The sequence below is a fragment of the Fundicoccus ignavus genome (assembly GCF_009659375.1).
Lineage (GTDB): Bacteria > Bacillota > Bacilli > Lactobacillales > Aerococcaceae > Fundicoccus > Fundicoccus ignavus.
Map to the genome: position 1 here is coordinate 108,597 of NZ_WJQT01000001.1, position 24,365 is coordinate 132,961.

Consider the following 24,365-nt stretch of genomic DNA (forward strand, 5'->3'; position numbering starts at 1 on the left):
TTTTATATTTATCTAAACAAAAAAAGGAAACGCCAAGCGTTTCCTAGTCATGTCTAATTTTAGAATAAAGTGTTGTAGCGGCCACGTGTGGCAAGTTTTGTGAAGTCTATTTGACGTGCTTGAGCCCAATCACGCAAGTCACCAGAAATCACTAAGTTCGTACGACGTAATTCTGCTAAGTTTGAACAACCTAACATTAACATCATATGACGCAACGACGTTTCCCAATCTCTAACGGTTTGGACTGTATCGGCCACGCCTTTTTCGTGTACTGAAGCCAAGAATTTACCAGATAAGCCGGTTGCTTTCGCACCAAATGCTAAAGCTTTGATGATATCGGTATAATGACGAATACCACCACTTGCTAGAACATCCAATGTGCGTTGAACACTTAAGGATTCTAGTAAGGATTCAGGGGTTGTTTGGCCCCAACCGTTTAAGTCGCTAAAGTCTAAGCGATCACGGCGGTCGTTTTCGATTTTAACAAAGTTTGTACCACCACGTCCGCTGACATCAATTGTTTGAACGCCTAAGCGTACAAGTTGTTCCATCGTTTCACGGCTCATACCGAAACCAACTTCTTTAACAATCACAGGCACGCCTAGATCGCTCACAATGTCGGCAATATTATCTGGCCAGCTACGGTAGTCGCGGTCGCCTTCAGGCATGACGACTTCTTGAGGGACATTTAAATGAATTTGTAAGGCATCGGCTTTTAATAAGTCGACGGCTCGTTTAGCGTTTTCTAAGTTATGATGCGCACCCAGGTTAGCCATGACGAAACCGTTCGGGTTTACTTCACGAATAATGGTGAAACTATCTGAAACGCTTGGGTCTTTCAAGGCAGCGCTGACTGAACCTGAAGCCATTGCCAGGCCAGTTTCGCGAGCAACTTCTGCAAGTTTTTGGTTAAATTGTTTGGTATAAGCTGACCCACCGGTCATACCGTTAATATAAAAAGGTAAGTTAAAGCTATGGCCTGCCCATTCAGTGGATAAATCGACTTGTTGCATCGATAAGTCACTGAATGAATGGTGAACGAAACGTACATCGTCAAAGGCCGAATGTTTCATGGCTGCTTGTTGTTCTAAAGCTAAGTTTACATGGTCATCTTTACGCTGTGAATCAAGCGTTTGGTTATTATTTGGTATCATACAGCACCTCATTCTCCAATAAATTTGTTAAGTAAATTTTAACATACTTAATAGTAAAAGCCGAATAATAAAATGCTAGCTGGTTTAAGTTAATATTTTGGACAGAAAAATAGCCCCTTACATTTGCAAGGGAGCTACTGAAATATTGAGGGCTTGGATGCCGTTTTCTTGCCATTGGTCGATTAAGAGTTGGCTTTTCTGATTCTTATGGCCAATCGCAATCCCACAATCTCCGCCGCCAGCTCCTGAGGATTTGGCTTCGAATTGATAGGCTTGTGATAGGTTGACAAGTTGGCTCAGTGCAGGGGTTTCAATGGTCAGATTGAAATGCTTGCTGAGTTTAAGTAATAAGTGACGGTAATTAGCTAATTCTTCTTGAATTGCCGGAATTTCTTGAGTTTTAAAGGCTTGATACATTCGTTCGACACTCGCCTGACTTTGATCAAGGAAGGCTTTATAAGGAGCGATTGTGTTTGCTTGGTCCATTTGTTGGTGTAAATAAGCAACTAAATCGTCCGTCGAAGCAGGGGATTGGGTCCAGCCAATCAAGACGCTTAAGTCCTCAACGGCCGGGACATGTTCCAACTTCAAGTAAGGCCATTCGACGAGTAATAAATCCAGAATCGATGTTTCTTTTGACAGGCGAGCCTTGAGCCATTCGCGGTCGAAGGATTGGTAATAGACCCAGTCACCTAACGTAATCGCAGCAATGTCACCGAAACTTCCGTTGGATTCAAGGCGCATTAAGGCAATTGTGGCCAACTTGAAAATTGTTACTGGTGAAACAGCAGCTAGGCCATAGAATTGTAATAAGGAACGTATAGCGGCTACGGTTACGGCACCGCTTGAGCCAAAGCCGTATTTCTTACCTTCTTGGGAAGCTAGGTCGCTTGAGAAATTCAAGCGGTAATCTTGAACGGGGCGTCCTATTTCATGAATTAGATCTTCAACGACTTCTATCGCAGATAAAACGTAACGCCAATCGGAAATTGAGCCGGCTGATTGTTCTTCTAAGTTTAGTTTTATTGCTTCTGTTTCACGATGGCGGCGGTAATTCAACGTCTGCATACCAGGTAAATCGGAAGAGATGCTGCCTTGATAAGGTTTTAAACTCATCGAGAGTTCACTGGTCAAATATTGATCAACTGCAATCAGAATAGCAGGGTGACCGGGTTCGAGGATGGCATACTCGCCTGAAATGTACAATTTACCTGGCACTTTAACGTGTTGTGTTTGGAAATTCAGTTCAGGTTTGATTTCAAATAGTTTTGACATCACAGATGAGACATTCATATGCTACTCCTTTTCTAGTGGGTGAGCAGCTGGACCTGGTTTGGCAATCACGACTTGATCAGCGCCAAAACGAGGAGCAAAGGCTGCTTTAATAGTTTCTGCTTGGCTAGCGCGACATAAAACTTTTACGTTCGGGCCAGCATCCATTGTAATATAGGCTGGAATACCTTGTTCACGCAATTCACGGACAATAGTCATTGCTTCAATTGAAGCGGGTTCCCAGTAAGTAAAACTAGGTTTAGCCGCAATCGTCATCGCATGCATTTTCATCGCGTTGTGTTCAGCGATCTGACCGACTGTATCCAGATCATGTGCTTTAATGGCGGGTTTAATCATTGCCAAGTCTTTCTCAACCTCTTTAGGCCATAGTGCATAGAAAGGAGACGTTTGATTTGTATGTTCCATTCCTAAACGACTATCGATTTTTTTAGCATTGCGGTTGATGATGACGAAAACCATTGCTAAATCCCAATCAGCATCGTCGAAAGCTTCAGCATAACTCGAAGCACTCTCATCGCCTTCGCCTTTATGCCATTCAACGAAACCACCTAATAAACTACGACTGGCACTGCCTGAACCTTGGCGTGCATAAGTTGATAACGTTTGAGCATCTAACTGAAGATCAAGCGCTAAGTTGCAAGCACCAGCTAAAGCCGCAAAAGCTGAAGCAGATGAAGCTAAGCCAGCAGCCGTTGGAACGTGATTAACACTGGTTACCTTTGCATAAAGATTAGGTTTCCCAGCTGTTTCACGGAATAAATCGAGAAAGCGACTTACTTTGGCCGTATTGGCTTCATTTTGTAACTCACCGCCTAAATAAAACACGTCACCCGTAAGTGACGTATCAAATTCGACGTGAGTGTCTGTATAAAAAGCATCTAACGTTAACGATAGACTGCTTGTAACGGGTAAGAAAAGCTCTTTATTGCGTTTCCCCCAATATTTAATCAATGCAATATTCGTGTGTGCACGATAACCTGCAGAATGTATTTCATTCATGACAGACAAACCCCTTTTCAAAATATGAATAACAATAATGGCTAACTCAAGCGGAAATACCAAGAATTGATGGCACCCGCATCTTGCATCACTTGTGCAATTTCTATGGCGCTGTTTTCGTCGCTTGCTAACGCAATGACGCAGCCGCCTAACCCACCTCCGGTTAATTTTGCGCCTAATGCGCCGCCTAACCAAGCAGCGTTGATAATATGATCCAGCGTGGGATTTGAAATCCCTAGTTGGTTCAAATAATAATGATTGTAAGTCATTAAGCGACCTAATTTTTGGACATCTTTTTCACTAATCGCATCATAAGCTTGTTGAACAAAGTTCCCGATCGCCGACATTAGTTCTTTCACTAACTCAGGTTTTCTATCTTTTAATTGCCCGACATGACTCACTGCTAATTTTGTTTGGCCAGCTTGACCACTGTCCGCAACGACTAAATAAGCATCAAGTGCTAATTCGAACGGACGAGGTGTTTGACTTTTACGGTAAATAACGGGATTGTTAGAACTTGTCATTAAAGTATCTAAGCCACTGGTCGATTCATGGGCAATGACCTCAGCTTGATTGACAATGAGTTGAAGTTGCTTATCGCTGATGTCAATATCATAGTAGTCACAAATTGCGCGTACAATTGCGACTGACACAGCAGCAGAAGAACCCATTCCTCTTTCTTGCGGGATGTTACTATTGATTGTAATCTGGATAGGTTGCGATAAAATCTTGAAACTATCGAGTGTTAAAGAAATGGCGCGATTTAAATTAGCTAACATTGAAGGAGCCTCATCAATCGGTCCAGCATAATATTGACAATCAATATGTGAAGTTGAATGTTGTGAAGCTTCTACCTGTACATGAACTTGCACAGCAGAAAATGGTAGCGCTATCGCTGGATAATCATAGACCACAGCATGCTCTCCCATCAGAATAATTTTAGCATGTGCGTAGCCATTCCCGATTTTAGATGAGCTGGCCGATCTCGCATCTGACGCGATCCCTGCTTGTGCTTGATTAATCTGTTCAATTGAAATATCTCTTAACTTGTCAAGTTTATTATTTTGATAACTTGAACCCATAAAAGAATTGCCCCCATTCAAACCTTGTAATTTAGTCCATTAAAAAAGCCCCGCGGGCCCCTCAAGTGTATTGTACCAGTAGTTTAGCAGATATTAGTATGATTAATTGTATTATTAAAATAAATTTAAGCTTTATCTTGAATTGTTTAAGATTTAATGAATACAATCCTACATGTTATATGATAAAATATATGGAAAAGCTCAGAGGATAAAGTAATTTATCTAACTAGCATTTACTATTATAGAGGAAGACCTATCTATCTAGCAAGTCTAAATCTATGAGGGTATTGATTAGCAACATTTAACAAGTGAGGAGTTCTAAAGTGAGCCAATTTAAATTATATACCCGCTACACTCGCCAAGAGTGGCAGCAATTCCAATATGATGGGCCGGAAATCGCGCCGGTTCAGCAACTATCTGATTTAGTATCACTTCATGACCGTCTATCACAAAGAGACGTACGTGAAGTTTACGCCCCTTTAGTTCATTATGTGGACATTGCGATTCGTAGCGCTAAAAAATTTCAAGATACAAAAGATCAATTTTTTACAGTATATCCAGAACAACCCGTGCAAACACCTGCGGTACCTTTTGTCATTGGTATTTCGGGGAGTGTTGCGGTGGGCAAGAGTACCACTGCGCGTGTATTGCATCAATTGTTGAAAGAAACGTATCCGAATCGTAAGGTTGAAATGTTAACAACGGATGGATTCCTCTATCCGAATGCTGTATTGGAGCAACAGGGACTCCTGAAACGTAAGGGCTTTCCCGAAAGTTACGACATGGTGGCTTTAGTAAACTTTATGAGTATGGTTAAAACATCCAGAGAGTCATTGAGATATCCTTTGTATTCTCATGAAATTTATGATGTGGTACCAAATGAATATGGCATAGTAAATCAACCAGACATCTTAATTGTTGAGGGTATCAATGTATTCCAATTGCCTCAAAACCAACAATTATATGTCAGCGACTTTTTTGATTTGTCGATTTATGTTGACGCCGAATCCCGTAATATTCGTAAATGGTACCGTGAACGCTTTGATTTACATATGGACCTAGCGCAGAATGATCCAAGCAATTATTACTATGAAATCAGTCAACAACCACGTGAAGAAGCGCATGAGTATGCGGATGAGATCTGGTATTCGATTAACCTTCCTAACCTGGTTCAATACATCGAACCGACCCGTAGTCGGGCGGATATTATCTTGCATAAAGCGGATAATCATGCAATAGATTCAGTTTATGTTCGCAAATACTAAAATTTCGTGTATTATAGAACAATACCAAAAGAAGAAAATGGAGGAATTAAGTTGACCGCGACATTAAAGACGATTGAGAAAATCATTGTTCTAGATTTTGGAAGTCAATACAATCAGTTAATCACACGCCGTATTCGTGAGTTTGGAGTATTCAGTGAGTTATTACCAAATGATACAAGTGCAGAAGCGATTAAAGCAGAAGGTAACGTAATTGGGGTAGTCCTTTCAGGAGGGCCTCACAGTGTTTACGCAGAAGACGCATTTACGGTTGACCCAGCAATTTTTGAATTAGGGGTACCCGTTTTAGGTATTTGTTATGGTATGCAATTAACGACACAACTATTTAACGGTAAGGTTGAAAAAGCGAATAAACGTGAGTACGGTCGTTCAACGATCAATATCACTGAAACAGCAGCAGGTTTATTCGATGGTTTAGCAACAGAAGAACAAGTATTGATGAGTCACGGTGACTTAATTACTGAATTACCTGAAGGTTTTGAAGTAACAGCAAGCAATGACCACTGTCCAATTGCAGCTTTCCAGAATACAGCTCGCAATATCTACGGTGTTCAATTCCACCCGGAAGTACGTCACAGTACACACGGTACTGAAATGTTACGTAACTTCGCTTTCGACATCTGTAAAGCTAAAGGTGACTGGACAATGGATAGCTTCATTGATTTCCAAATTGCCAAAATACGCGAACAAGTCGGTGACCGTAAAGTACTACTAGGACTATCTGGTGGGGTAGACTCAAGTGTCGTTGGTGTCCTTTTACAAAAAGCAATTGGTGACCAATTGACCTGTATCTTTGTTGACCACGGCTTATTACGTAAAGGCGAAGGCGATGCGGTAATGGAAGCATTATCGGGCAAGTTTGGCTTAAACATTATCCGTGTGGATGCTAAAGAACGTTTCTTCACTAAATTACACGGTGTAAGTGATCCAGAACAAAAACGTAAAATTATTGGTAACGAGTTTGTATACGTGTTTGACGATGAAGCATCTAAATTAGAAGGCGTTGACTTCTTAGCACAAGGTACTTTATATACAGATATCATTGAATCAGGTACAAAAACAGCTCAAACAATTAAGTCTCACCACAACGTAGGTGGCTTACCAGAAGATATGGAATTCGAATTAATCGAACCATTAAGCACTTTATTTAAAGATGAAGTTCGTTCATTAGGAACAACTTTAGGCATGCCAGATAGCATTGTTTGGCGTCAACCATTCCCAGGGCCAGGCTTAGGAATTCGTGTATTAGGTGAAATCACAGACGAGAAAGTTGAAATCGTTCGTGAATCAGATGCAATTCTACGCGAAGAAATCGCAAACCACGGCCTAGAACGCGAAGTATGGCAATACTTTACAGTATTACCAGGCATCCGTAGTGTTGGGGTAATGGGTGATGGTCGTACGTATGACTATACAATTGGTATCCGTGCCGTAACATCAATTGATGGTATGACAGGTGAATTTGCACGTATTGATTGGGATATTTTACAGAAAATTAGTACACGTATCGTCAATGAAGTAGCTCACGTTAACCGCGTAGTCTATGACATCACAGGAAAACCACCAGCAACAATTGAGTGGGAATAAAATGTCATGATATGACATTTTGTGTCTACCCTGAGATTGACGAGTCGAAGACGAAGTCAGAACAGCGGTAGCCCCTCTGCAATAGTACTCAAAAAGCCTTTCCGCGATCGGAAAGGCTTTTTGCTAAGTACGAACTGCTGAATGGGAGTAGAATTAATCACAAGTGATTAATTCTACGTCCGTCCAACGATTGCCGAGCTGATAAGCGAAAGCAGAGTTGTTGACGGCCCATCTGCGTATCAAGAACAGAAATGTGACGAATAGGAACATTTCGTGACTTGAGGAGAAGAGTGGGAATAACAACGAAATACCCTATAAAGCTTATTCTCATGGGCTTTATAGGGTATCTTTTTTTAGCTTTGGGCACGTTTTGGGCACATTTCATTTATCATGTCTGTTACTTCTTTGTCGGCCGTATCCCAAACGTGAGCATAAGTATTTAGTGTAGTTTGTATATCCTTATGTCGCATCCGACTTTGGACTACCCTAATGTTAACTTTGTTTCGTATCAAAAAAGTAGCGTGGCTATGTCTTAAATCGTGCACTCTAATTTTAGGGACATCAATTTTAGAGCTGATCGTGGTGATCAGTTTTGATATTTGGGATTTACCGGTTTAAACACATATAATAAGATAGGTTTCAACAATTATAATATGTTTTAAATATTCGCACTTAAGATTATAATGTAATCACAATTACAACATCGAGGGATAATACAAAGGAAGGAAACATTTATGATTCGATACCCAAAACTGCCAGAGAATTATTCTATTGGAATTACAGCTCCATCTTCAGGTATTGAGATACAGTTACACTATATCCTACAAGAAGTTAAAAGAAAGTTTGAGTCAAATCATCAATTAATAATAGGTGATTCTACTTATACTCAGAATAAGGCAAAGTCAGCACCATCTGAAATTAGGGCTAAGGAGTTAAATACGTTTTTACAGTCAGAAGAGATCGATATAGTTATTCCACCATGGGGCGGAGAGCTTGCGATTGAGATATTAGATAAAATTGATTTTGAAGGTATCCGTAATAAATGGATACTTGGATATTCAGATATAAGTGTGATATTGCTTCCTATTACATTAAAAACAGGGATAGCGACGGCTCATGGTACCAATTTAGTGGATATGCGTGGTAAGTATTCTGACGAAACAACAAAAAAAATGGGAGAATGTATTAAAAACATCGCACGGTGAATTTAATACTCAATATTCATCAAAACAGTATCAAAGTAAATGGGATCATAATAAAATTACCAATTATGTATTTAACTTTGACAAAAAAACGGAATGGAAATCTTTATCTGGTAATAATATGCGAATAGAAGGACGATGATTAGGAGGGTGTATAGATGTAATTTGCCATTTGGTAGGGACTCCCTTTGGGAATGTAAAAGGCTTCAGGGAAGAATACATCAATAATGAACCCATCATTTGGTATCTAGAAAATTGCGAATTATCGTCAGTGGATCTGAGAAGAAGTTTAGTACAAATGAAATTTGCGGGATGGTTTGATGGTTGTAATGGTATTCTATTTGGAAGAACACCTATCTCATATGATTCTCAAGGATATACAGTTGAAGATGTATATCAAGATATTGCTGATGATCTAAAAATACCAGTAATATACGATATCGACTGTGGACATCAACCACCACAACTTACTTTTATTAATGGAGCATTTGCAATAGTTGAATATTTTGATGTAAAAGGGATTGTCGAACAGAGGTTTATATAACTAGTAATGTTTGAGTTGGAGTAGGATTAAGCAAGAACTTTAAGAGAATACCTACTATTTTCAAAATCTAATATATAAATCTTAGATTTTGATTTTGCTGATAATTAGTAACTTTGATTAACATGATGTTAAAATATTGTTATAAATATTAAGTTGTCGAGGTGAGAATAATGTAAGGGAACATATTCAGCTTTAATCGAAACGAAAAATAAAATTACAGGAGATTAAAAGATGAATAATTATATAAAATTTAATGAAGATAGATGGAACAATGTAAAAAATGACTATACAGAAGCATTGTCAAATGAAGAATTTGAGAAAGTAATAAATAATCCACTATCTGTAGGATTGACAGTTGGTAAAAAAGTTCCAAAAGAGTGGTTTGACAAAACCAATGGAAAAAAGATATTAGGTTTGGCTTGTGGTGGTGGTCAACAAGGACCGGCTTTTGCATCTAAAGGTTATGATGTAACTATTATGGATTTTTCTAAATCACAATTAGAAAAAGATGAGATGGTTGCAAATAGAGAAGGATTAAAAATCAGTACTTTTCAAGGAGATATGACAAAACCATTTCCTTTTGAAAATGAGACCTTTGATATAGTATTTAATCCAGTTTCAAACGCATACATTGAAGATTTAGAAAATATGTATAAGGAAGCCTCTAGGGTGTTAAAAAAGGGTGGATTGTTAATGGTAGGTTTTATGAATCCTTGGATTTACATGTATGATGCTGACATTGTATGGGATAAACCAGATGAAAAATTACTCTTAAAATACTCATTACCATTTAATTCAAGAAAACTTGAGCAAGAAGGTAAAATACAAATAGATCCGGAATTTGGATATGAATTTAGTCATACTTTAGAAACACAGATTAGAGGACAACTTAAAAACGGTCTTGCTATGATAGATTTCTATGAATCCTGTGATAAAAGAAACAGGTTATCACAATATGGAAATGACTACATCGCGACACTTTGCATCAAACTATAGTCATCTATAATACGACCTTGAGAAGAAGAATGGAAATAACATTGAAATTAAAGGATATCAAAGGGCTTTATTATATTATTCTGAAAATTTAGACACATAATTGAATAATAATATGATATCGAGGTATTTTTACATGACAAGTATCATACGATGTCATGATACTTATGACTTATTTCTTTATAAATAATGGCATAAAATAAAAGTATAAGGAGGGATAAGAATGGGACAAGCAATTGTTGAAGTAAAGAATGTTGCCAAACATTATAAGAAAAAGCAAGTATTGAAGGATGTCACTTTTGAAGTGTATCCTGGCGAAATAATTGCGCTGTTGGGCGAAAATGGGGCTGGGAAATCAACACTAATCAATATTATTAATCAATTGATATCAGCAAATCAGGGGGAAGTCACTTTGTTTGGTGGGAAAATAAAACATCAATTAGTGAAAGAAAAAACGGGAATCATGTTACAGAATAATATCCTCCTAAAAAAACTCAATGTAAGCGAGGTCCTTGAACTTACGAGGTCATATTATGGATCGGCATTACCCTATAAAGAACTTGTTGAAATCGCTAACTTAAACGAATTAGAATACCAAGAGATGACCAAGTTATCGGGAGGACAACAACGTCGCTTAAGCTTTGCGACAGCTATCGCTGGAAATCCAGACCTCCTCTTTTTAGATGAACCTACCGCCAATATGGATGCAAGATCACGTCAGAACTTATGGCAAGAAGTAGGAAAATTAAAAGACCAAGGCAAGACAATTATTGTCACCAGTCACCATCTAGAAGAACTTGAAGATATCGCCAGTCGATTATTAATTTTACAAGATGGCGTCATTGCCTTTGATGGGAGTATTCAGGAATTAAGGGCTACTCAAGGACAGGGAACAATTGAGTTCGATTCTCAACGGACACAAGAAGATTTTTCAGGAATTCAACCCTTGATACAGTTGACCAAGCAAGGCAATCATTACACTTTAATTACTCAAGACGTGACCGAAATTATTAAGCAATTAGTTGATTATTTTGATGATATCACAAACCTATCTGTAAGGCAGACCACTCTTGAGACTCTATTCAGTCATTTTAGGAAGGAGAAAGGCCATGAATAAATTTTTATTCCAATCCAAGATGAACATGCTGCGTCAACTTATTCGGAAACCTTTATCGGTTATTTTTGCCTTAATTTTTCCAGTGTTTTTCTATATTTTATACACCAAAATTTTCACTTTTCCCTTACCAGAAGCAGCCTTAAAAATTTGGAATATCGACTATTTGCTAGCCATGATTATTTACGGAGTATTAATTACTGCGATTAGCAATACAGCAGGTGCGCTATTAGAAGACCATCTCAATCATTTTGATTTATTTGTGGACTTAAGTCCGGCGCCAAAGTGGCAATATTACCTTTCAATGATCTTAATATATTTTCCCTTCTATTTATTTTTAATGATTATGTTAGGAGGGGTAGCTTTCTTTATTAATAATGTGCAGTTAGGTATGGGGCAATGGTTGGGTTTGGTTGTCATCATCATCGGAAGTCTAATACCCTTTAGTTTATTCGGAATTATTATTTCCTTTGTTGGGAATACTACAGGAGTCAATATTTTGTCTAATCTGATTAGTTTTCCTTTAGCAATCCTTGGTGGCTTGTGGTGGCCCATTGAGACCATGCCAGAATGGTTGCAAGTTATTGGCCGAATGTTACCTTCATATTTTGCGGCAAATTTAGGTAGAAAATGGGTGCATGAAGGGCTTGTTGACGGATATTCAATTCTTGGACTAATTATTTGGTCGTTGTCCTTAATCTTGGTCCTCGTTATAATAAGATTAATTCTAAAACGGAGGGAGCCCCAATTGATATGATGAATTTTATTAGAAAGCATATTCTCATCCCTAATAACTCTGCCATCGCCTATATCTATTTGTTATATATGGTGCCGCTTTTGGTGAGTGCATTGCCGGTAGATTCCATAAGTGATGGGATAACACTGATGCTTTTAATAATTTTCTACGCTTTATATCGTCGAGGCTATATTGAGCAATACCAAAATGACCGGCTATTCTTATTGCAAATGTTGATATCGGCTGTTATTACTTTCTATACGGGCTATGCGAGTGTCTTTATTTTCTTTGCTTTTGCCTTTAATTTTTGGATTATTAATGATCAGACGCGGAGTAAGTACTTCCGATGGTATTACTTATCAGCAATTTTCTCTACGGTATTGTCTTTATGGTTATCATGGGAGGATGTGCCAAATGATACCTGGGAGTGGATAGGGATTGGCATGTTATTTGTCCTATTTTCACCGATCATTGCCAAAGTCATTGCTAAAGAAACCTTTCGGATTCAAGAATTATCTGCAAACCATACCCGACTTGAAATGATAGTGCGGCAGAGTGAACGTGATCGGATTGCCAGAGATTTACATGATAATCTCGGTCAAGCATACTCAACCATGACTATTAAGGCGGAATTAGCTGAAAAACTAATGTCCAAGGATATGACAGCCGCCCGTAAAGAACTGAAAGAAATTGCCAACATGTCACGTCAGAACTTAAACCTAGTTCGGCAAATTGTTAGTGATTTAAGAGAGCGGACGATTGCTCAAGCTATGGTTGAAGCCAGCGAAACGCTGAATGATCGCGGTATTTTTTTATTATCGTATGGGGAGGAAATTACCGAAGATTGGCCCATTGAACAGCAATATGTGATTTCAGCAGTGATCAAGGAAGCAACAACCAATATCTTAAGACATAGTCAGGCTAGTCGCGCAAAATTTAATTTCTCTCAGACAAAAAATACGCTAAACGTTGAGATTCATGACAATGGTATTGGCATTAGTGAGACAAACCTCAGCCAAGCAACTTTTGGTTTGCAGGGAATGAACCAACGGATTCAAGAAGTTCACGGGAAATTTACCATATCGAATGATTATGGGACAAAAATTTCTATAGAAATCCCGAAAGGAGGGTAAGTCATGATTCATCTCTATTTAGCGGAAGATCAAGAAATGCTTCAGACAGCTTTAATTACTATTCTTAATATGGAAGAAGACTTAGAAATTATCGGAGCCGCGACAAATGGTCAAACAGCCCTTTCAGAGATTACTTTGCGAAATCCTGACGTGGTCATTTTAGATATTGAGATGCCCAAAATGACGGGCTTGGAAGTAGCCAGCCAACTCAGAAAAAAACACTTTGAAGGAAAAATTATTATTTTAACCACCTTCGCCCGTCAAGACTTTTTTGAAAAAGCAGTTGTCTTAGAAGTTGATGGTTATCTTCTTAAGGATAATCCGACTGAAACATTAATAGAAGCAATCAAACAGATTAATGAAGGGGCTACTATTTATTCTCCTGAATTAGTTAAGAGTGTCTTACGGACAGCCAAGAATCCGCTGACCGACCGCGAACTTGAAATCTTAGACTATATTAACCAAGGATTAACGACTCAAATGATTGCAGAAACAGTCCACCTTTCTCAAGGAACGGTAAGAAATTATATCTCCTCGATCCTCAGTAAAACTGCCGCTCAATCACGAGTTGAGGCCGTCAATATAGCTAAGCAACATCAATGGTTACAGGAATATAAGGGATAGATTTTTGAAGGAAGCGTTTTTTATAGACATTCGACACTCTATTCAATCTCAATTTTGACAGGCATATTTTTTTCTATAAAATAAGTAAGTTTTTAGAAAATATTTTTTTAGGATAGCGCCTGACCTATGTATAGGTGACGAGGATTGAGTTTATCGAACTTTCGGCGGGTGAGTCAAGGCAGTGTAGTCTACAGAATAATATTAAAATTAAAGTGTAAGCTTTTCGACAGAGGATTATTCACGCACCTAAAAGCGAATTTATAAATGAAGGAGCGAGGATATGTGTGGAATTGTAGGAATTGTTGGGCAGGCAAATATTCAAGAGGGACTTCTTAATGGGTTAAATCGGTTAGAATATCGAGGTTATGATTCGGCTGGAATTTTCACAATGGATAATGAGAATAATAAAATCCTTTGTAAAGTTGAAGGGCGCGTTGATGAATTGGCATCTTCATTACAAAGAGATGATAAATGCATAGTTGGCATCGGACATACGCGTTGGGCAACTCATGGAGAACCAAGTATAGCTAACGCACATCCCCATCTATCGAATAGTGAGAGATTCTATTTAGTGCATAATGGTGTGATCACCCGCAACGATTGAATGGGAGTAGAATTAATCACAAGTGATTAATTCTACGTCCGTCCAACGATTGCCGAGCTGATAAGCGAAAGCAGAGTTGTTGACGGCCCATCTGCGTATCAAGAACAGAAATGTGACGAATAGGAACATTTCGTGACTTGAGGAGAAGAATGGGAATAATCGTCGGAGAGCTAAAAATCCTTATATATCAAGGGTTTATAGCTCTTTTGCTTTTTCCATTGCACTTTTTGTTATCCGTTCGTCTTAGGTAACTGACCGTAAATTGATTTCTAGGCAAATCATCATAGTTCTGTTTTGCTGGTTGAAAGTCAAGGATTCCATTCAAAATGTCCGTACGTGCCATGCCAAGTATGGTTTCAATATCTAATTATTTATTGGCACCATAATATCTAAAATGCTTTTAGATTTATACTGCTCAATCATTGGAAGTGCCCAATTTATTTTTTCTTCATATTGGCTGATGAGAAAGCCATAAGCAGGACCAATTTTTTCATAAAGTTCTGGTGGGTCGAATTTAAGCCTCAGCCTTATATAAGTTCCACCTTCAAAATCAAATGGTTCTAGTCCAAAGGTTTCTCCGTTGTCACTTTCAAGAACAAGGGAACAAACTCTGTATACTTTTTTCTCGTCGTAATCAAGTCCATACATTTTTCTGCCTGTTAAAGACGGAAACCGAGCTTCAAACTCTGACCACGCTTTCTGTTGACTCTCAGGATCATTAGGAACTTCCAAATAAAGAAAATTCATTTTCTCTACGGTAACCTTTTGGATTGTTCCTAACTCTGATTTTTGTATTTTATCCATAAACATCATTCTCCTCATTTATCAAGGGTTTCTAGCTCTTTTTCTTTTCCCAATGCACTTTCATTGCACGTTTTTCTATTTTTTAGTGTTTTATATGATTTTATCCTATTTAATAATCCTTAATTTTACCACATTCTACTTTATACTCTTTACACTGAAAAAAGAGTGGGAATAGATAACAACACCCCTGCAAAAAACTTTAGGAATGATGTGCCCCCAAAGGTTAGATTTTTAGTCTAACTTTTGGGGTGCAGCTTATTTAATAAAGTTAGGCTCAACTCTCGTAATATCGTAAAGGTAAGTTATAGAGATAGTTCAAAATAACTGCTTCCTAAGCTTTTTTGCTTGTTCTAGGTTTAATCAGAACGAAAGTTCGTTCGACACTGTTAATGAAAGGGATTATAGAAACGTCCTTGATTTAGTATAAAACAGTAAATCCCGACCAACGTAATAGCCAAAGTAATCAAAATGGCTAAAATATCATTGTAATGAAACGCTTTAGCGGAGTACCAGCTGCGCTTTTTACCTTTACCGAAACGACGAAGAGTCATAGCTTGGCTAATGACTTCAATTCGTTCCAAACTAGAGAAAATTAATGGCAAAATAATTTGGGCAGAAGACTTAATACGATCGATTAAGGATGCTTTTTCACTCATTTCAATGCCACGAGCTTGTTGGGCTTGGCGAATATTCAAATAAGATTGTTGGATATCTGGAATATACCGTAAAGTCAAAGAAACAGCATAAGAAATTCGATAAGATACGCCAATGTGATTTAAGCTAGAAGCAAATTCACTTGGATTAGTCGTTAACATAAAAATTAAAGCAAAAGGAATGGTAGCAAAATATTTAATAAATATATTTAATTCATAAAATAACTGCTCCAATGTCAGCGTATAACGCCCCACACCTTCCCAGATAACAGTCCGTGATTGATAAATTTCAACACCGTATTCAGGTTCGAAAAAATAAATCATAATCAAATTGATTAATGAGAAAACAGTTACTATATAAACAACTCCACGAATATCTCGCCAACGAATCTTTGAGAAATAAAGTAAAATAGCTGAGAAAATACTCGCACCCAATAAAAAGCGGGTATCATATGACATCATAGTGATAACAGATAAAATTAAAAAACAAATTAATTTAGATGCTCCACTTAAACGATGGATAAAAGTATTACGCGGAAGGTAACCTAAAACAGCCTGTTGATTTTGGCTCATACTTATATAGTCACCCTTCCTCTTTCTTGTTGTTCGTAATAAATAAATGCTTTAAGTAAGTCATTAATTGATAAGTTTGGGAGTATGTCCCCTACTTGATACAAACTAGTTGGATGTAAATCAGCTTGTTCAATTAAATCTTTTTGTGCAAAGAGTTCACTAGGAGGTAAGTCGGCTAATAATTGACCCTTACTAAAAACTAAACTTCGTTTAGTATATTCTTGAATTAAATGCATATCGTGGGAAATCATCAAGATAGTCATTTGATATTCTTGATTGATTAATTCTAGAAAAGCCATCATATCTGAGTAATGGGCATAATCTTGTCCAGCCGTCGGCTCATCTAAAATAATCACTGACGGTTGTAATACTAAGATACTTGCAATCGTCACTCGGCGCTTTTGTCCATAAGACAAGGCGTTAATGGGCCATTGACGGTAAGGATAGAGTCCACAAGTTTTTAAAGCATCGTAAACTCGATTTTCAATCTCTTTTTCGTCAATGCCACGGTTAACCAAACCTAAAGCAACTTCATCAAAAATTAGATTCTTTGAAATCATATGATTAGGATTTTGCATGACATAGCCAATCGAATCTGCAATTTCCTTAATCGATAGACTGTTAGTATCTCGCCCATTTAATAAAATTTGCCCATGAGTGGGACGGACGAAGCCACATAATAATTTAGCTAAGGTTGACTTGCCAGCGCCATTCGAGCCAACGATACTCACCATTTCACCTGTCTGAATTGAAAAATTAACGTTAGATAGGGTTGGTGACGAAGCCCGCTCATCATAAGCAAAGTTTACTTGATTTAACTCAAGTAAAGTCTGAGAAGTAGTTGTGTTGCTTGGGGGATCAATAGACTTTACCCAATTTTCAATTTTTTCAAGGTTTGAATCCTTTAGCATGTCGGAATGGAAAGCCCCTAGATTATGGATAGTATCTAATGAAATACCTGCATAGTCCATCAAGTCCAAATATAAGGGCTGGCGAATGCCTATCTTTTCGAGAATATCTGACCGCAACAATTCATCAGGGGTCATATTTGCCAACAAATGGCCTTCATGCATCACTAAAACGCGGTCAACATTTGTAGATAAAGCTTCTTCCAATCGGTGTTCGATAATGACCGTAGTGAGCCCTTGTTTGTGACTTAGTCGATCAATTAAGTGCATCGTTTCATAACCTGAGGCAGGATCTAAGTTGGCTAAAGGTTCATCGAATAGTAGAATAGGGACTTGATCAATTAATATGCCTGCAATAGATACTCGCTGTTTTTGCCCCCCAGATAATTGCTGAGGCGTGTGTTCATTTAAATGCTCAATATCTAGTTCTTCTGTCCATTTTTTTACTTGTTTTCTCATAAGACTTTGTTCTGCGGCGTCGTTCTCTAAAGAAAAAGCGATATCTTCAGCGACAGTTAAGCCAACGAATTGACCGTCTGTATCTTGCAACACCGTACCGATTGATAAAGATAAATCAAACAAAGATAAGTCTTTGGTCGATTTTCCTTCTATGAGAATATCTCCAGTTAACTCACCATCATAAGAATATGGAATTTGTCCATTAATACATTTCGCTAAAGTTGATTTGCCCGAACCACTAGGTCCAATGATTAGGACCGTTTCACCAGGATAAATAGTAAACGAAATATTCATTACATTAGGTTCAGCTTGGCTTTCGTATTTAAATGAGACATCTTTAAATTCAATAATTGCTTGTTTTTCGTTCATGGCTTAATCTTTTTTCAGCGAACCGGCTTTTGTGCGTGTGTTAGCATAGGCTTTAAGTAAAATTGTTCCTAAAATTCCAACAGCCAGACTGTTTAGTCCTGCAGAGACAACTCCTTGAGTAAATACTTTTGAAGCAGGTTCTGCATAAATGAGAATATCTAGAACTGGAGCAATTACAATCCAAGATATAGCATTAACGATGACTTGTGCCACATTGAAACGAATCATATCATTTTTATCAAATTGACCGCTATTCACTTTTAGTTGCTTACCGATTAAGCCGAAACCGAAGCCAACGACAGCTGACGTTAAGACCCAGCTCCACCATAAACCATAGGTTAATAAGTCTTTAACAGCATGTCCAATAAGACCAATCAAAGCAGCTGGAATAGGACCATAAATAACCCCCATTAAAGCTAAGAATGGATATGTTGTTTCGACGCTGGTATTTGGAACGGGAGTAGGGATACTTAAGAAGCGACCTAAAATAAAGAAAACTGCACTACCGATACCAATTGCAACTAATTGCGTTAAAGAAGAATTTTGTTTATTATTCATTATTATATCCTCCGAGATTAAACTTTTTTTATAGAAATTTTCCATTCATTACCTGTTCCAATTTTATAAGTATCTGAGAAACTTTGTTGGTTAATCGCAATACCTAAACGAATTAAGGAATTAACATAGCCGACTGTTTCGCCAATCTTCACATCCGCAAAACTATGACCAAACAACATTTGGTTTTGATATTGTTTCATATCATGATGATGAATCGTTACTAAAATCGTGTCACCGGTATTGATGTCAGCTTCTTTTAGTAAAGAAGAAGGAATATTGGTCCACAAAGAACCAAAACGAATATCCAGAATATCAATCACGCCATGAATCACTTCACCATCAAATACTGGGTCAAGAACTTCCAACTTAATAACTTCGTTGACGTCGTCTCCAACAGCTAAACTATCGAAGTAATTTGAATCATTAGCAATCATAGCACCATTGTAAACATATACATCACGTCCATGGAAAGTATGACTTTCTTCTGAATGTGGCAAACGATTGGTTGCTTCATCGATGATACGAGTACTTTCAATCCCAATAAATTTTTTAACATGAGTCAGAGTACCATTGTCGGGTGTCACAACATAATGACCAGATTTGGTTTTGACAGCAATACTTTGACGACTACTTCCCACACCCGGATCAACTACTGAAACAAAAACAGTTCCAGTTGGCCAATAATTAATAGTTTGCCACAAACGGTATGAGGCAGCGTTGATATCATAAGGTGGAATATCATGGGTTAAGTTATTGATGGTTAAATCTTGTGCCACCATATATGCTACGCCATGCATAGCCGCAACAGCTCCGTCAACTAGGCCAAAATCTGTTTGTAGAACTAATAATTTCTTCTTCAGTCTCACCACTCCTTAATGTTTTTTTAATAAAACTAGTTTACAATAAAACTAAAATTTAAACAATCAAATATAAAACTGCTATATTGCTGAATCCTAAATATGTCTGTCTAGTGATCGATTTCGACACCGTGATACCCTTCTTGCTTTAAGAGACCAAAGAAAATTTCTATCGGTGAGTTATCTAAGCAATTGCCTCTGCGAGACATGCTTTGAAAGACACCATGTTGTTTTAACGTACTCACTATGAATTATGTTGATAATGCCAACCTTGATTACTATGGATGGTCATTCGGTATACCGCCAGCGCCTCATTTAAAGGGCCTAAGGCAATATCTAATGTCGGGCGGTTGGATAGCTTAAACAAAATAACCTCACTGTTATATAAATCCAATATCGGACTTAAGTAAAGTTTTTGGTCGTCTAAATACTTGAACTATGTCACATCTGTCGCAAGTTTTTGTAAAGGAATCGGTTAATACCAATAGGCTCATCAAATAAATAAAATATTTTTGTAACAGACAATGATATAACTAAATTGAATAATTTATTTACTACAAATTATTTTGATTAATATTTTGTAATGGATTAGGTTTAAGGTATTTAAATACAGACCTTATAACAAAGCTATCAATTTAATGGACGGACATTATTTCAATATCTGGTCATGATAATAATTTTTATTTATTCTTCCATTATAAAAATGAGCACGTGTTAATAAAGTGATAACAATTCTAATCAAATTATAATAATAACCTTGACAAACGCTTTCGTTAATGTGAAATTAGGGTTATTAATCGATAAGGAGTGTTAAAAATATGAAGAAAAATTTTATTTATAAATTATCTACTTTCTTTATGGCATTAATTGTTTCACTTGGGGCTTTGTTACCGCAAATAGCAGTGAGTGCCCAAGAGAATATTCTGAATTTGGCAATTGGATCTGAACCACCAACGATTGATCCAGCTATCGCAACGGATACAACGTCAGGGGCAATCATTGATAACGTTTTTGAAGGTTTAACCGATACAACACCTGAAGGAGAAGTGATTCCAGCACTCGCAGAATCATGGGATATGAGTGAAGACGGCTTGGTTTATACATTCTATCTGCGTGAAGGCACTTTATGGTCGAATGGTGATGAAGTAGTTGCGGGCGATTTTGAGTATGGTTGGAAACGTGCTTTGAATCCAGAAACCTTATCACAACGTGCGGAATTTTTATATGTCATTGAAGGCGCACAAGCGTATAACCTTGGTGAAGGTAGTGCCGATGATGTTGCGGTTAAGGCATTGGATGACTACACTTTAGAAGTGACACTCGTTTCGCCAACAGCTTACTTTACTGAGTTACTGGGCATGTATACATTTTTACCGGTTCATCAATCGGTCGTGGAAAGTAATCCTGACTGGGCAGTTGGTTTAACAGATGACTACATCACAAACGGGCCTTTCTTATTAACTGAGTGGGTTCACCAAAGTCATTACGTTTTAACGAAGAATGAACAATATTGGGATAAAGATAATGTAGCTATAGACGAAGTTCATGTGCAAATTATTGAATCTCAAGCAACACAAAGTAATGAATACTTGTCAGGATCATTGGATTATTTAGGATCTCCGTATGGAGAGGTTGCTTTAGGGATGATCGATGAATTTGCTGATCAAGGTATCTTACAAACTCAACCTATTTCTGCGATTTACTGGTATGTCATTAACACAACAGATCCGACAATGGCAAATGTGAATATTCGTAAAGCACTTGCTTTAGCGGTTGACCGTCAGAATATTGTCGATAATATCACGAAGGGTGGACAAGTACCGGCTTTAGGTTATGTGCCAAATGTGATTCCTGGTTTTGAGGAAGACCGTGGCTACTTCGAAGATGCTGACTACGATACAGCTCGTGAATACTTGGCGATTGGTTTAGAAGAATTAGGTATGTCTGATCCAAGTGAATTGACAATTAATATTTCAATCAATACAAGTGAAGCTCACTCTGTTATCGCGCAAGATATTCAAGAGAAATGGGCGCGTGAATTAGGCATTAACGCGAACATTGATAACACGGAGTGGCAAGTTTATCTCGATAGACTCGATACTAAAGACTACCAAGTTGGACGTATTGGTTGGACGGGTAAATATAATGATGCGACGACTTACCTCGATAACTATAAGACAGCCGATGCGGGTAATAACGACACTGGCTGGGAATCAGAAGAATATAAAGCGTTACTAGATCAGGCAATGTTCGAATTAGATGTGGATGCGCGTCTTGACTTATTACGTCAAGCAGAGGCTGTCATGATTGAAGATATGCCGGTTATTCCACTTTACTACTATAGTAATGCTTATGTGCAGAATGAAAAACTACATGGTATGGACTATGATGGTGTAGGACGAATTAACCTGAAAAATGCCTATTTTGCAGAGTAATAATTTATTAAAATCCGACAAAATACTTTAAAATGAGAAACCGCCAAGAACACTGCTAAAAGTGTTTTTGGCGTTTTTTTGTCCTTGAATTGTAAAATTAAGCTAGAAAAAAAATAAACCATTTGTGTTACACTCAAATCAAATTTCCAACCACGAAAATTAGAGGAGTGAACACAAATGGCCTACACACATCTTACCATGAAAGAACTCGGCTAAATAGAAACTTATAATGACATTGGCTATAAAGCCTATGAAATTGCGAAAAAACTTGGACGTTCTAATCAACCTATCTATAACGTTGTCAACTTCCTTAAGCAAGGTGGTACGATTCATGAATACTTTGAACACTACAAGCAGAATAAATCGAAATGTGGTGCAAAGAAAAAAACTTTACGAGCGAACAGACGCAACACATTAAGGAGTGTGTGGCTAAAGGCTGGACACCTGATGTGATGATTGGTCGAGGAGAAAAAGATCTTGGTTGTTCGATGAGCACCCTCTAGCGTCGTTTTAAAGATAGCCCACTCTTCGAAGTGACGACTTTACCCATGCAAGGGAAACGAAAACCCAATGGGCATAAAGAAACACGCGGAAGGCAAGCGGATAAAAGAACGCTTGACGACCGTAAGAAAGCGTATCCCGCATACGAAAGTGAGTTCGGCCATTTAGAGGGCGATACCATCATTTGTAAAAACCACAAGAGTGCCGTCGTTACGTTTGCCGAAAGAGTTTCTAAATTGATTATTGCTTTAGAAACCCCGGGCCATAAAGCTAAAAATATCGAATGGACATTAAACAATTGGTTGAACCATTTGCCTAAAAATCTCTTCAAATCGATTACGTTTGATTGTGGTAAGGAATTTTCCAATTGGAAAAGCTTGAGGAATCAACAAGACATTTCAATCTTCTTTGCAGACCCAGGCTGCTTCCTTATAATGTTAGCATAGGCAAAATTCAAGTACCATAGTCTAGGTTGATAAATTTTGGCAAAATACTTCAAAAAGTCATACTGTCATATTTTGTCCGAGGGAATAGTGGTCTTGACTTAGGTCAAGGCGCTTTGTTTTTATGCCGGCTATAATAAGTTTATCAATCAACTATGAAAAGGGGTTTTAAAAATGTCAGATTACACACAATTATATGAAACTAGCGCAGTAAATACAGGTGGACGAGACGGTATCAGTTATTTAGCAGATGGCACGTATGAAGTTAAAATTTCAACACCCACAGCTATGGGTGGACCTGGTAATGGACAGAATCCTGAGCAATTATTTGCCTTAGGTTATGGGGCTTGCTTCCATGGCGCTTTGGAAATCGTTAAAGGCCAACATAAAGTGAAAAATGCGTCACAAGTCTTGAATACAGTTAGATTATTTAAAAAGCCAGATGCGGTTGATTTTAGACTTGAAGTTGAACTTCAAGTTGGGATTCAAGGGCTTGACCGTGAGGAAACACAAAAATTAGCTGATGAAGCTCATACAGTGTGTCCTTATTCTAAAGCAGTTGCTGGCAACATCGATGTGTATGTGAAAGCCGTTGACTATGATGCGAGCCAAGAAAAATAAATAGAGTCATTTCCCTGACTGAGCATACGACAGTATGTTTGGTCTTTTTTTATTTTGGTGGTAAAATCAAGAAAAGCTTTTAGGTTTTAGGAAAGTAGGTGCCAGAATGGATTTCTCGCAGTATCACCATTGCATTAGTACGATGCCTTTATTTCAGACACTGTCGGTTGACCAAGTCGAGTTGATCCAAGGACAGATTGTCGAGCGACAATTTTCTGTCGGCGACCTGATCCATCAAGTCGGGGATGTGGCAAATACATTATATTTAGTTCAAAAAGGTCAGATTCGTACGTATCGACTGGCGACATCGGGAAAAGAACAACATCTGCGGGTTTTGGAGCCGGGGGATTTCGTCGGTGTGCCGGCGCTATTTACGCAACGTCATTATGAATATTTCATTGAAGCGACTGAGGCGACAACTGTTTGTTGTATTCAACGCGAAACTTTTAAAGAGCTGTTGTTAAACAATCCGCAAATTGCCTTAGAGCTGTTGAGTGTTTTATCGGATCGTTTAGAAGATTCTGAACAACAAACGACTTGGATTACGTCTGAAAGTGTGCAGGGGCGTTTGGCCAATTACTTGTTGGAGGAGAGTCATAAGCAGGCAAATGCTTGTGTGACGCTGACATCAACGAAAAAGAATATCGCCTCTTATTTGGGGATGTCGCCGGAATCCTTTAGTCGTGGCTTGAGTAAATTAACGAAGGCTGCCTTGGTGAAACAGTCGCAACCGAATATGATTGAAATTTTAGATTTAGCGGGGCTTGAGCAGTTGGCTTATCAGGGCTAGCGGTTAGGATGGCTAGCTGATTTATAGGCAGTAATTGAGAGTTTTA

The 24,365-nt window shown here is 38.0% G+C and carries 22 protein-coding genes and 3 pseudogenes; 14 read left to right on the forward strand and 11 right to left on the reverse strand.

Annotated features, from left to right (window positions below; genetic code table 11):
* Positions 1-59: 59 nt before the first annotated feature.
* The 4 genes from fni to mvk form a co-directional block, all read right to left on the reverse strand.
* The gene (gene fni, locus GF867_RS00695) at positions 60-1,154 is read right to left on the reverse strand and encodes a type 2 isopentenyl-diphosphate Delta-isomerase (RefSeq protein ID WP_153831203.1); all 1,095 of its coding nucleotides are present in this window, start codon (positions 1,152-1,154) and stop codon (positions 60-62) included.
* A 117-nt stretch (positions 1,155-1,271) separates the two neighbouring features.
* Positions 1,272-2,447, reverse strand: a complete 1,176-nt coding sequence (locus tag GF867_RS00700; RefSeq protein ID WP_153831204.1) for a phosphomevalonate kinase — start codon at positions 2,445-2,447, stop codon at positions 1,272-1,274.
* A 3-nt stretch (positions 2,448-2,450) separates the two neighbouring features.
* Positions 2,451-3,446, reverse strand: a complete 996-nt coding sequence (gene mvaD, locus GF867_RS00705; protein ID WP_153831205.1) for a diphosphomevalonate decarboxylase — start codon at positions 3,444-3,446, stop codon at positions 2,451-2,453.
* Between the two features lie 41 nt (positions 3,447-3,487).
* Positions 3,488-4,528 carry a mevalonate kinase gene (gene mvk, locus GF867_RS00710; protein ID WP_153831206.1) on the reverse strand — a complete coding sequence of 347 codons (1,041 nt, stop codon included), beginning with the start codon at positions 4,526-4,528 and terminating at the stop codon, positions 3,488-3,490.
* Between the two features lie 323 nt (positions 4,529-4,851).
* On the opposite strand from mvk, the gene coaA reads away from it, so the two are divergent.
* Both coaA and guaA read left to right on the forward strand, forming a co-directional pair.
* The gene (coaA, locus tag GF867_RS00715) at positions 4,852-5,793 is read left to right on the forward strand and encodes a type I pantothenate kinase (RefSeq protein ID WP_366927708.1); all 942 of its coding nucleotides are present in this window, start codon (positions 4,852-4,854) and stop codon (positions 5,791-5,793) included.
* A gap of 45 nt (positions 5,794-5,838) precedes the next feature.
* On the forward strand, positions 5,839-7,398 hold the full coding sequence (gene guaA, locus GF867_RS00720) for a glutamine-hydrolyzing GMP synthase (protein WP_311454300.1): 1,560 nt from the start codon (positions 5,839-5,841) through the stop codon (positions 7,396-7,398).
* 353 nt (positions 7,399-7,751) lie between these two features.
* On the opposite strand, the gene GF867_RS14285 is transcribed toward guaA, so the two are convergent.
* Positions 7,752-7,997, reverse strand: coding sequence for a tyrosine-type recombinase/integrase (locus tag GF867_RS14285; protein ID WP_366927720.1), 246 nt, complete (start codon positions 7,995-7,997; stop codon positions 7,752-7,754).
* Between the two features lie 135 nt (positions 7,998-8,132).
* On the opposite strand from GF867_RS14285, the gene GF867_RS13900 reads away from it, so the two are divergent.
* The 8 genes and pseudogenes from GF867_RS13900 to GF867_RS00760 all read left to right on the forward strand — a co-directional run.
* Positions 8,133-8,603 carry an LD-carboxypeptidase gene (locus GF867_RS13900; protein ID WP_253940683.1) on the forward strand — a complete coding sequence of 157 codons (471 nt, stop codon included), beginning with the start codon at positions 8,133-8,135 and terminating at the stop codon, positions 8,601-8,603.
* A 169-nt stretch (positions 8,604-8,772) separates the two neighbouring features.
* Positions 8,773-9,144 carry a S66 peptidase family protein gene (locus GF867_RS13905; RefSeq protein ID WP_253940684.1) on the forward strand — a complete coding sequence of 124 codons (372 nt, stop codon included), beginning with the start codon at positions 8,773-8,775 and terminating at the stop codon, positions 9,142-9,144.
* Between the two features lie 231 nt (positions 9,145-9,375).
* Positions 9,376-10,140: a class I SAM-dependent methyltransferase gene (locus tag GF867_RS00735; RefSeq protein WP_153831208.1), complete on the forward strand. Its 765-nt coding sequence runs from the start codon at positions 9,376-9,378 to the stop codon at positions 10,138-10,140.
* A gap of 220 nt (positions 10,141-10,360) precedes the next feature.
* On the forward strand, positions 10,361-11,254 hold the full coding sequence (locus GF867_RS00740; protein ID WP_078755714.1) for an ABC transporter ATP-binding protein: 894 nt from the start codon (positions 10,361-10,363) through the stop codon (positions 11,252-11,254).
* Positions 11,247-12,008 (forward strand): ABC transporter permease, encoded by a 762-nt coding sequence (locus GF867_RS00745; RefSeq protein WP_078755715.1) that lies wholly within the window; start codon positions 11,247-11,249, stop codon positions 12,006-12,008. Before GF867_RS00740 ends, GF867_RS00745 begins: the two co-directional genes overlap by 8 nt.
* Positions 12,005-13,120 (forward strand): sensor histidine kinase, encoded by a 1,116-nt coding sequence (locus GF867_RS00750; RefSeq protein ID WP_153831209.1) that lies wholly within the window; start codon positions 12,005-12,007, stop codon positions 13,118-13,120. Before GF867_RS00745 ends, GF867_RS00750 begins: the two co-directional genes overlap by 4 nt.
* Before the next feature lie 3 nt (positions 13,121-13,123).
* Positions 13,124-13,744 (forward strand): response regulator transcription factor, encoded by a 621-nt coding sequence (locus tag GF867_RS00755; RefSeq protein WP_078755717.1) that lies wholly within the window; start codon positions 13,124-13,126, stop codon positions 13,742-13,744.
* A gap of 280 nt (positions 13,745-14,024) precedes the next feature.
* A pseudogene (locus tag GF867_RS00760) lies at positions 14,025-14,333 on the forward strand (glutamine--fructose-6-phosphate transaminase (isomerizing)); the annotation flags it as partial.
* A gap of 378 nt (positions 14,334-14,711) precedes the next feature.
* On the opposite strand, the gene GF867_RS00765 reads toward GF867_RS00760, so the two are convergent.
* From GF867_RS00765 to GF867_RS13910, 6 genes and pseudogenes are all read right to left on the reverse strand, one after another.
* Positions 14,712-15,152, reverse strand: coding sequence for a hypothetical protein (locus GF867_RS00765; protein ID WP_153831211.1), 441 nt, complete (start codon positions 15,150-15,152; stop codon positions 14,712-14,714).
* Positions 15,153-15,538: 386 nt separating this feature from the next.
* Positions 15,539-16,378: an energy-coupling factor transporter transmembrane component T family protein gene (locus GF867_RS00770; protein WP_153831212.1), complete on the reverse strand. Its 840-nt coding sequence runs from the start codon at positions 16,376-16,378 to the stop codon at positions 15,539-15,541.
* A gap of 2 nt (positions 16,379-16,380) precedes the next feature.
* Positions 16,381-18,114 carry an ABC transporter ATP-binding protein gene (locus GF867_RS00775; protein ID WP_153831213.1) on the reverse strand — a complete coding sequence of 578 codons (1,734 nt, stop codon included), beginning with the start codon at positions 18,112-18,114 and terminating at the stop codon, positions 16,381-16,383.
* Positions 18,115-18,117: 3 nt separating this feature from the next.
* Positions 18,118-18,672 carry an ECF-type riboflavin transporter substrate-binding protein gene (locus GF867_RS00780; RefSeq protein WP_153831214.1) on the reverse strand — a complete coding sequence of 185 codons (555 nt, stop codon included), beginning with the start codon at positions 18,670-18,672 and terminating at the stop codon, positions 18,118-18,120.
* Positions 18,673-18,689: 17 nt separating this feature from the next.
* Entirely contained in the window at positions 18,690-19,469 is a 780-nt protein-coding gene (locus tag GF867_RS00785) for an SAM hydrolase/SAM-dependent halogenase family protein (RefSeq protein WP_253940695.1), read from the reverse strand.
* 188 nt (positions 19,470-19,657) lie between these two features.
* Positions 19,658-20,001 (reverse strand): annotated as a pseudogene (locus tag GF867_RS13910) (transposase); the annotation flags it as partial.
* Between the two features lie 346 nt (positions 20,002-20,347).
* Between GF867_RS13910 and GF867_RS00790 the strand changes: the two are divergent.
* From GF867_RS00790 to GF867_RS00805, 4 genes and pseudogenes are all read left to right on the forward strand, one after another.
* Positions 20,348-21,964: a peptide ABC transporter substrate-binding protein gene (locus tag GF867_RS00790; RefSeq protein ID WP_153831215.1), complete on the forward strand. Its 1,617-nt coding sequence runs from the start codon at positions 20,348-20,350 to the stop codon at positions 21,962-21,964.
* Positions 21,965-22,180: 216 nt separating this feature from the next.
* Positions 22,181-22,890: pseudogene (locus GF867_RS14470) on the forward strand (IS30 family transposase); the annotation flags it as partial.
* A 192-nt stretch (positions 22,891-23,082) separates the two neighbouring features.
* A complete protein-coding gene (locus GF867_RS00800) occupies positions 23,083-23,529 on the forward strand; it encodes an organic hydroperoxide resistance protein (RefSeq protein WP_153831217.1) in 447 nt (148 codons plus the stop codon).
* 142 nt (positions 23,530-23,671) lie between these two features.
* A complete protein-coding gene (locus tag GF867_RS00805; protein ID WP_253940685.1) occupies positions 23,672-24,319 on the forward strand; it encodes a Crp/Fnr family transcriptional regulator in 648 nt (215 codons plus the stop codon).
* The last annotated feature ends 46 nt before the right edge of the window (positions 24,320-24,365 follow it).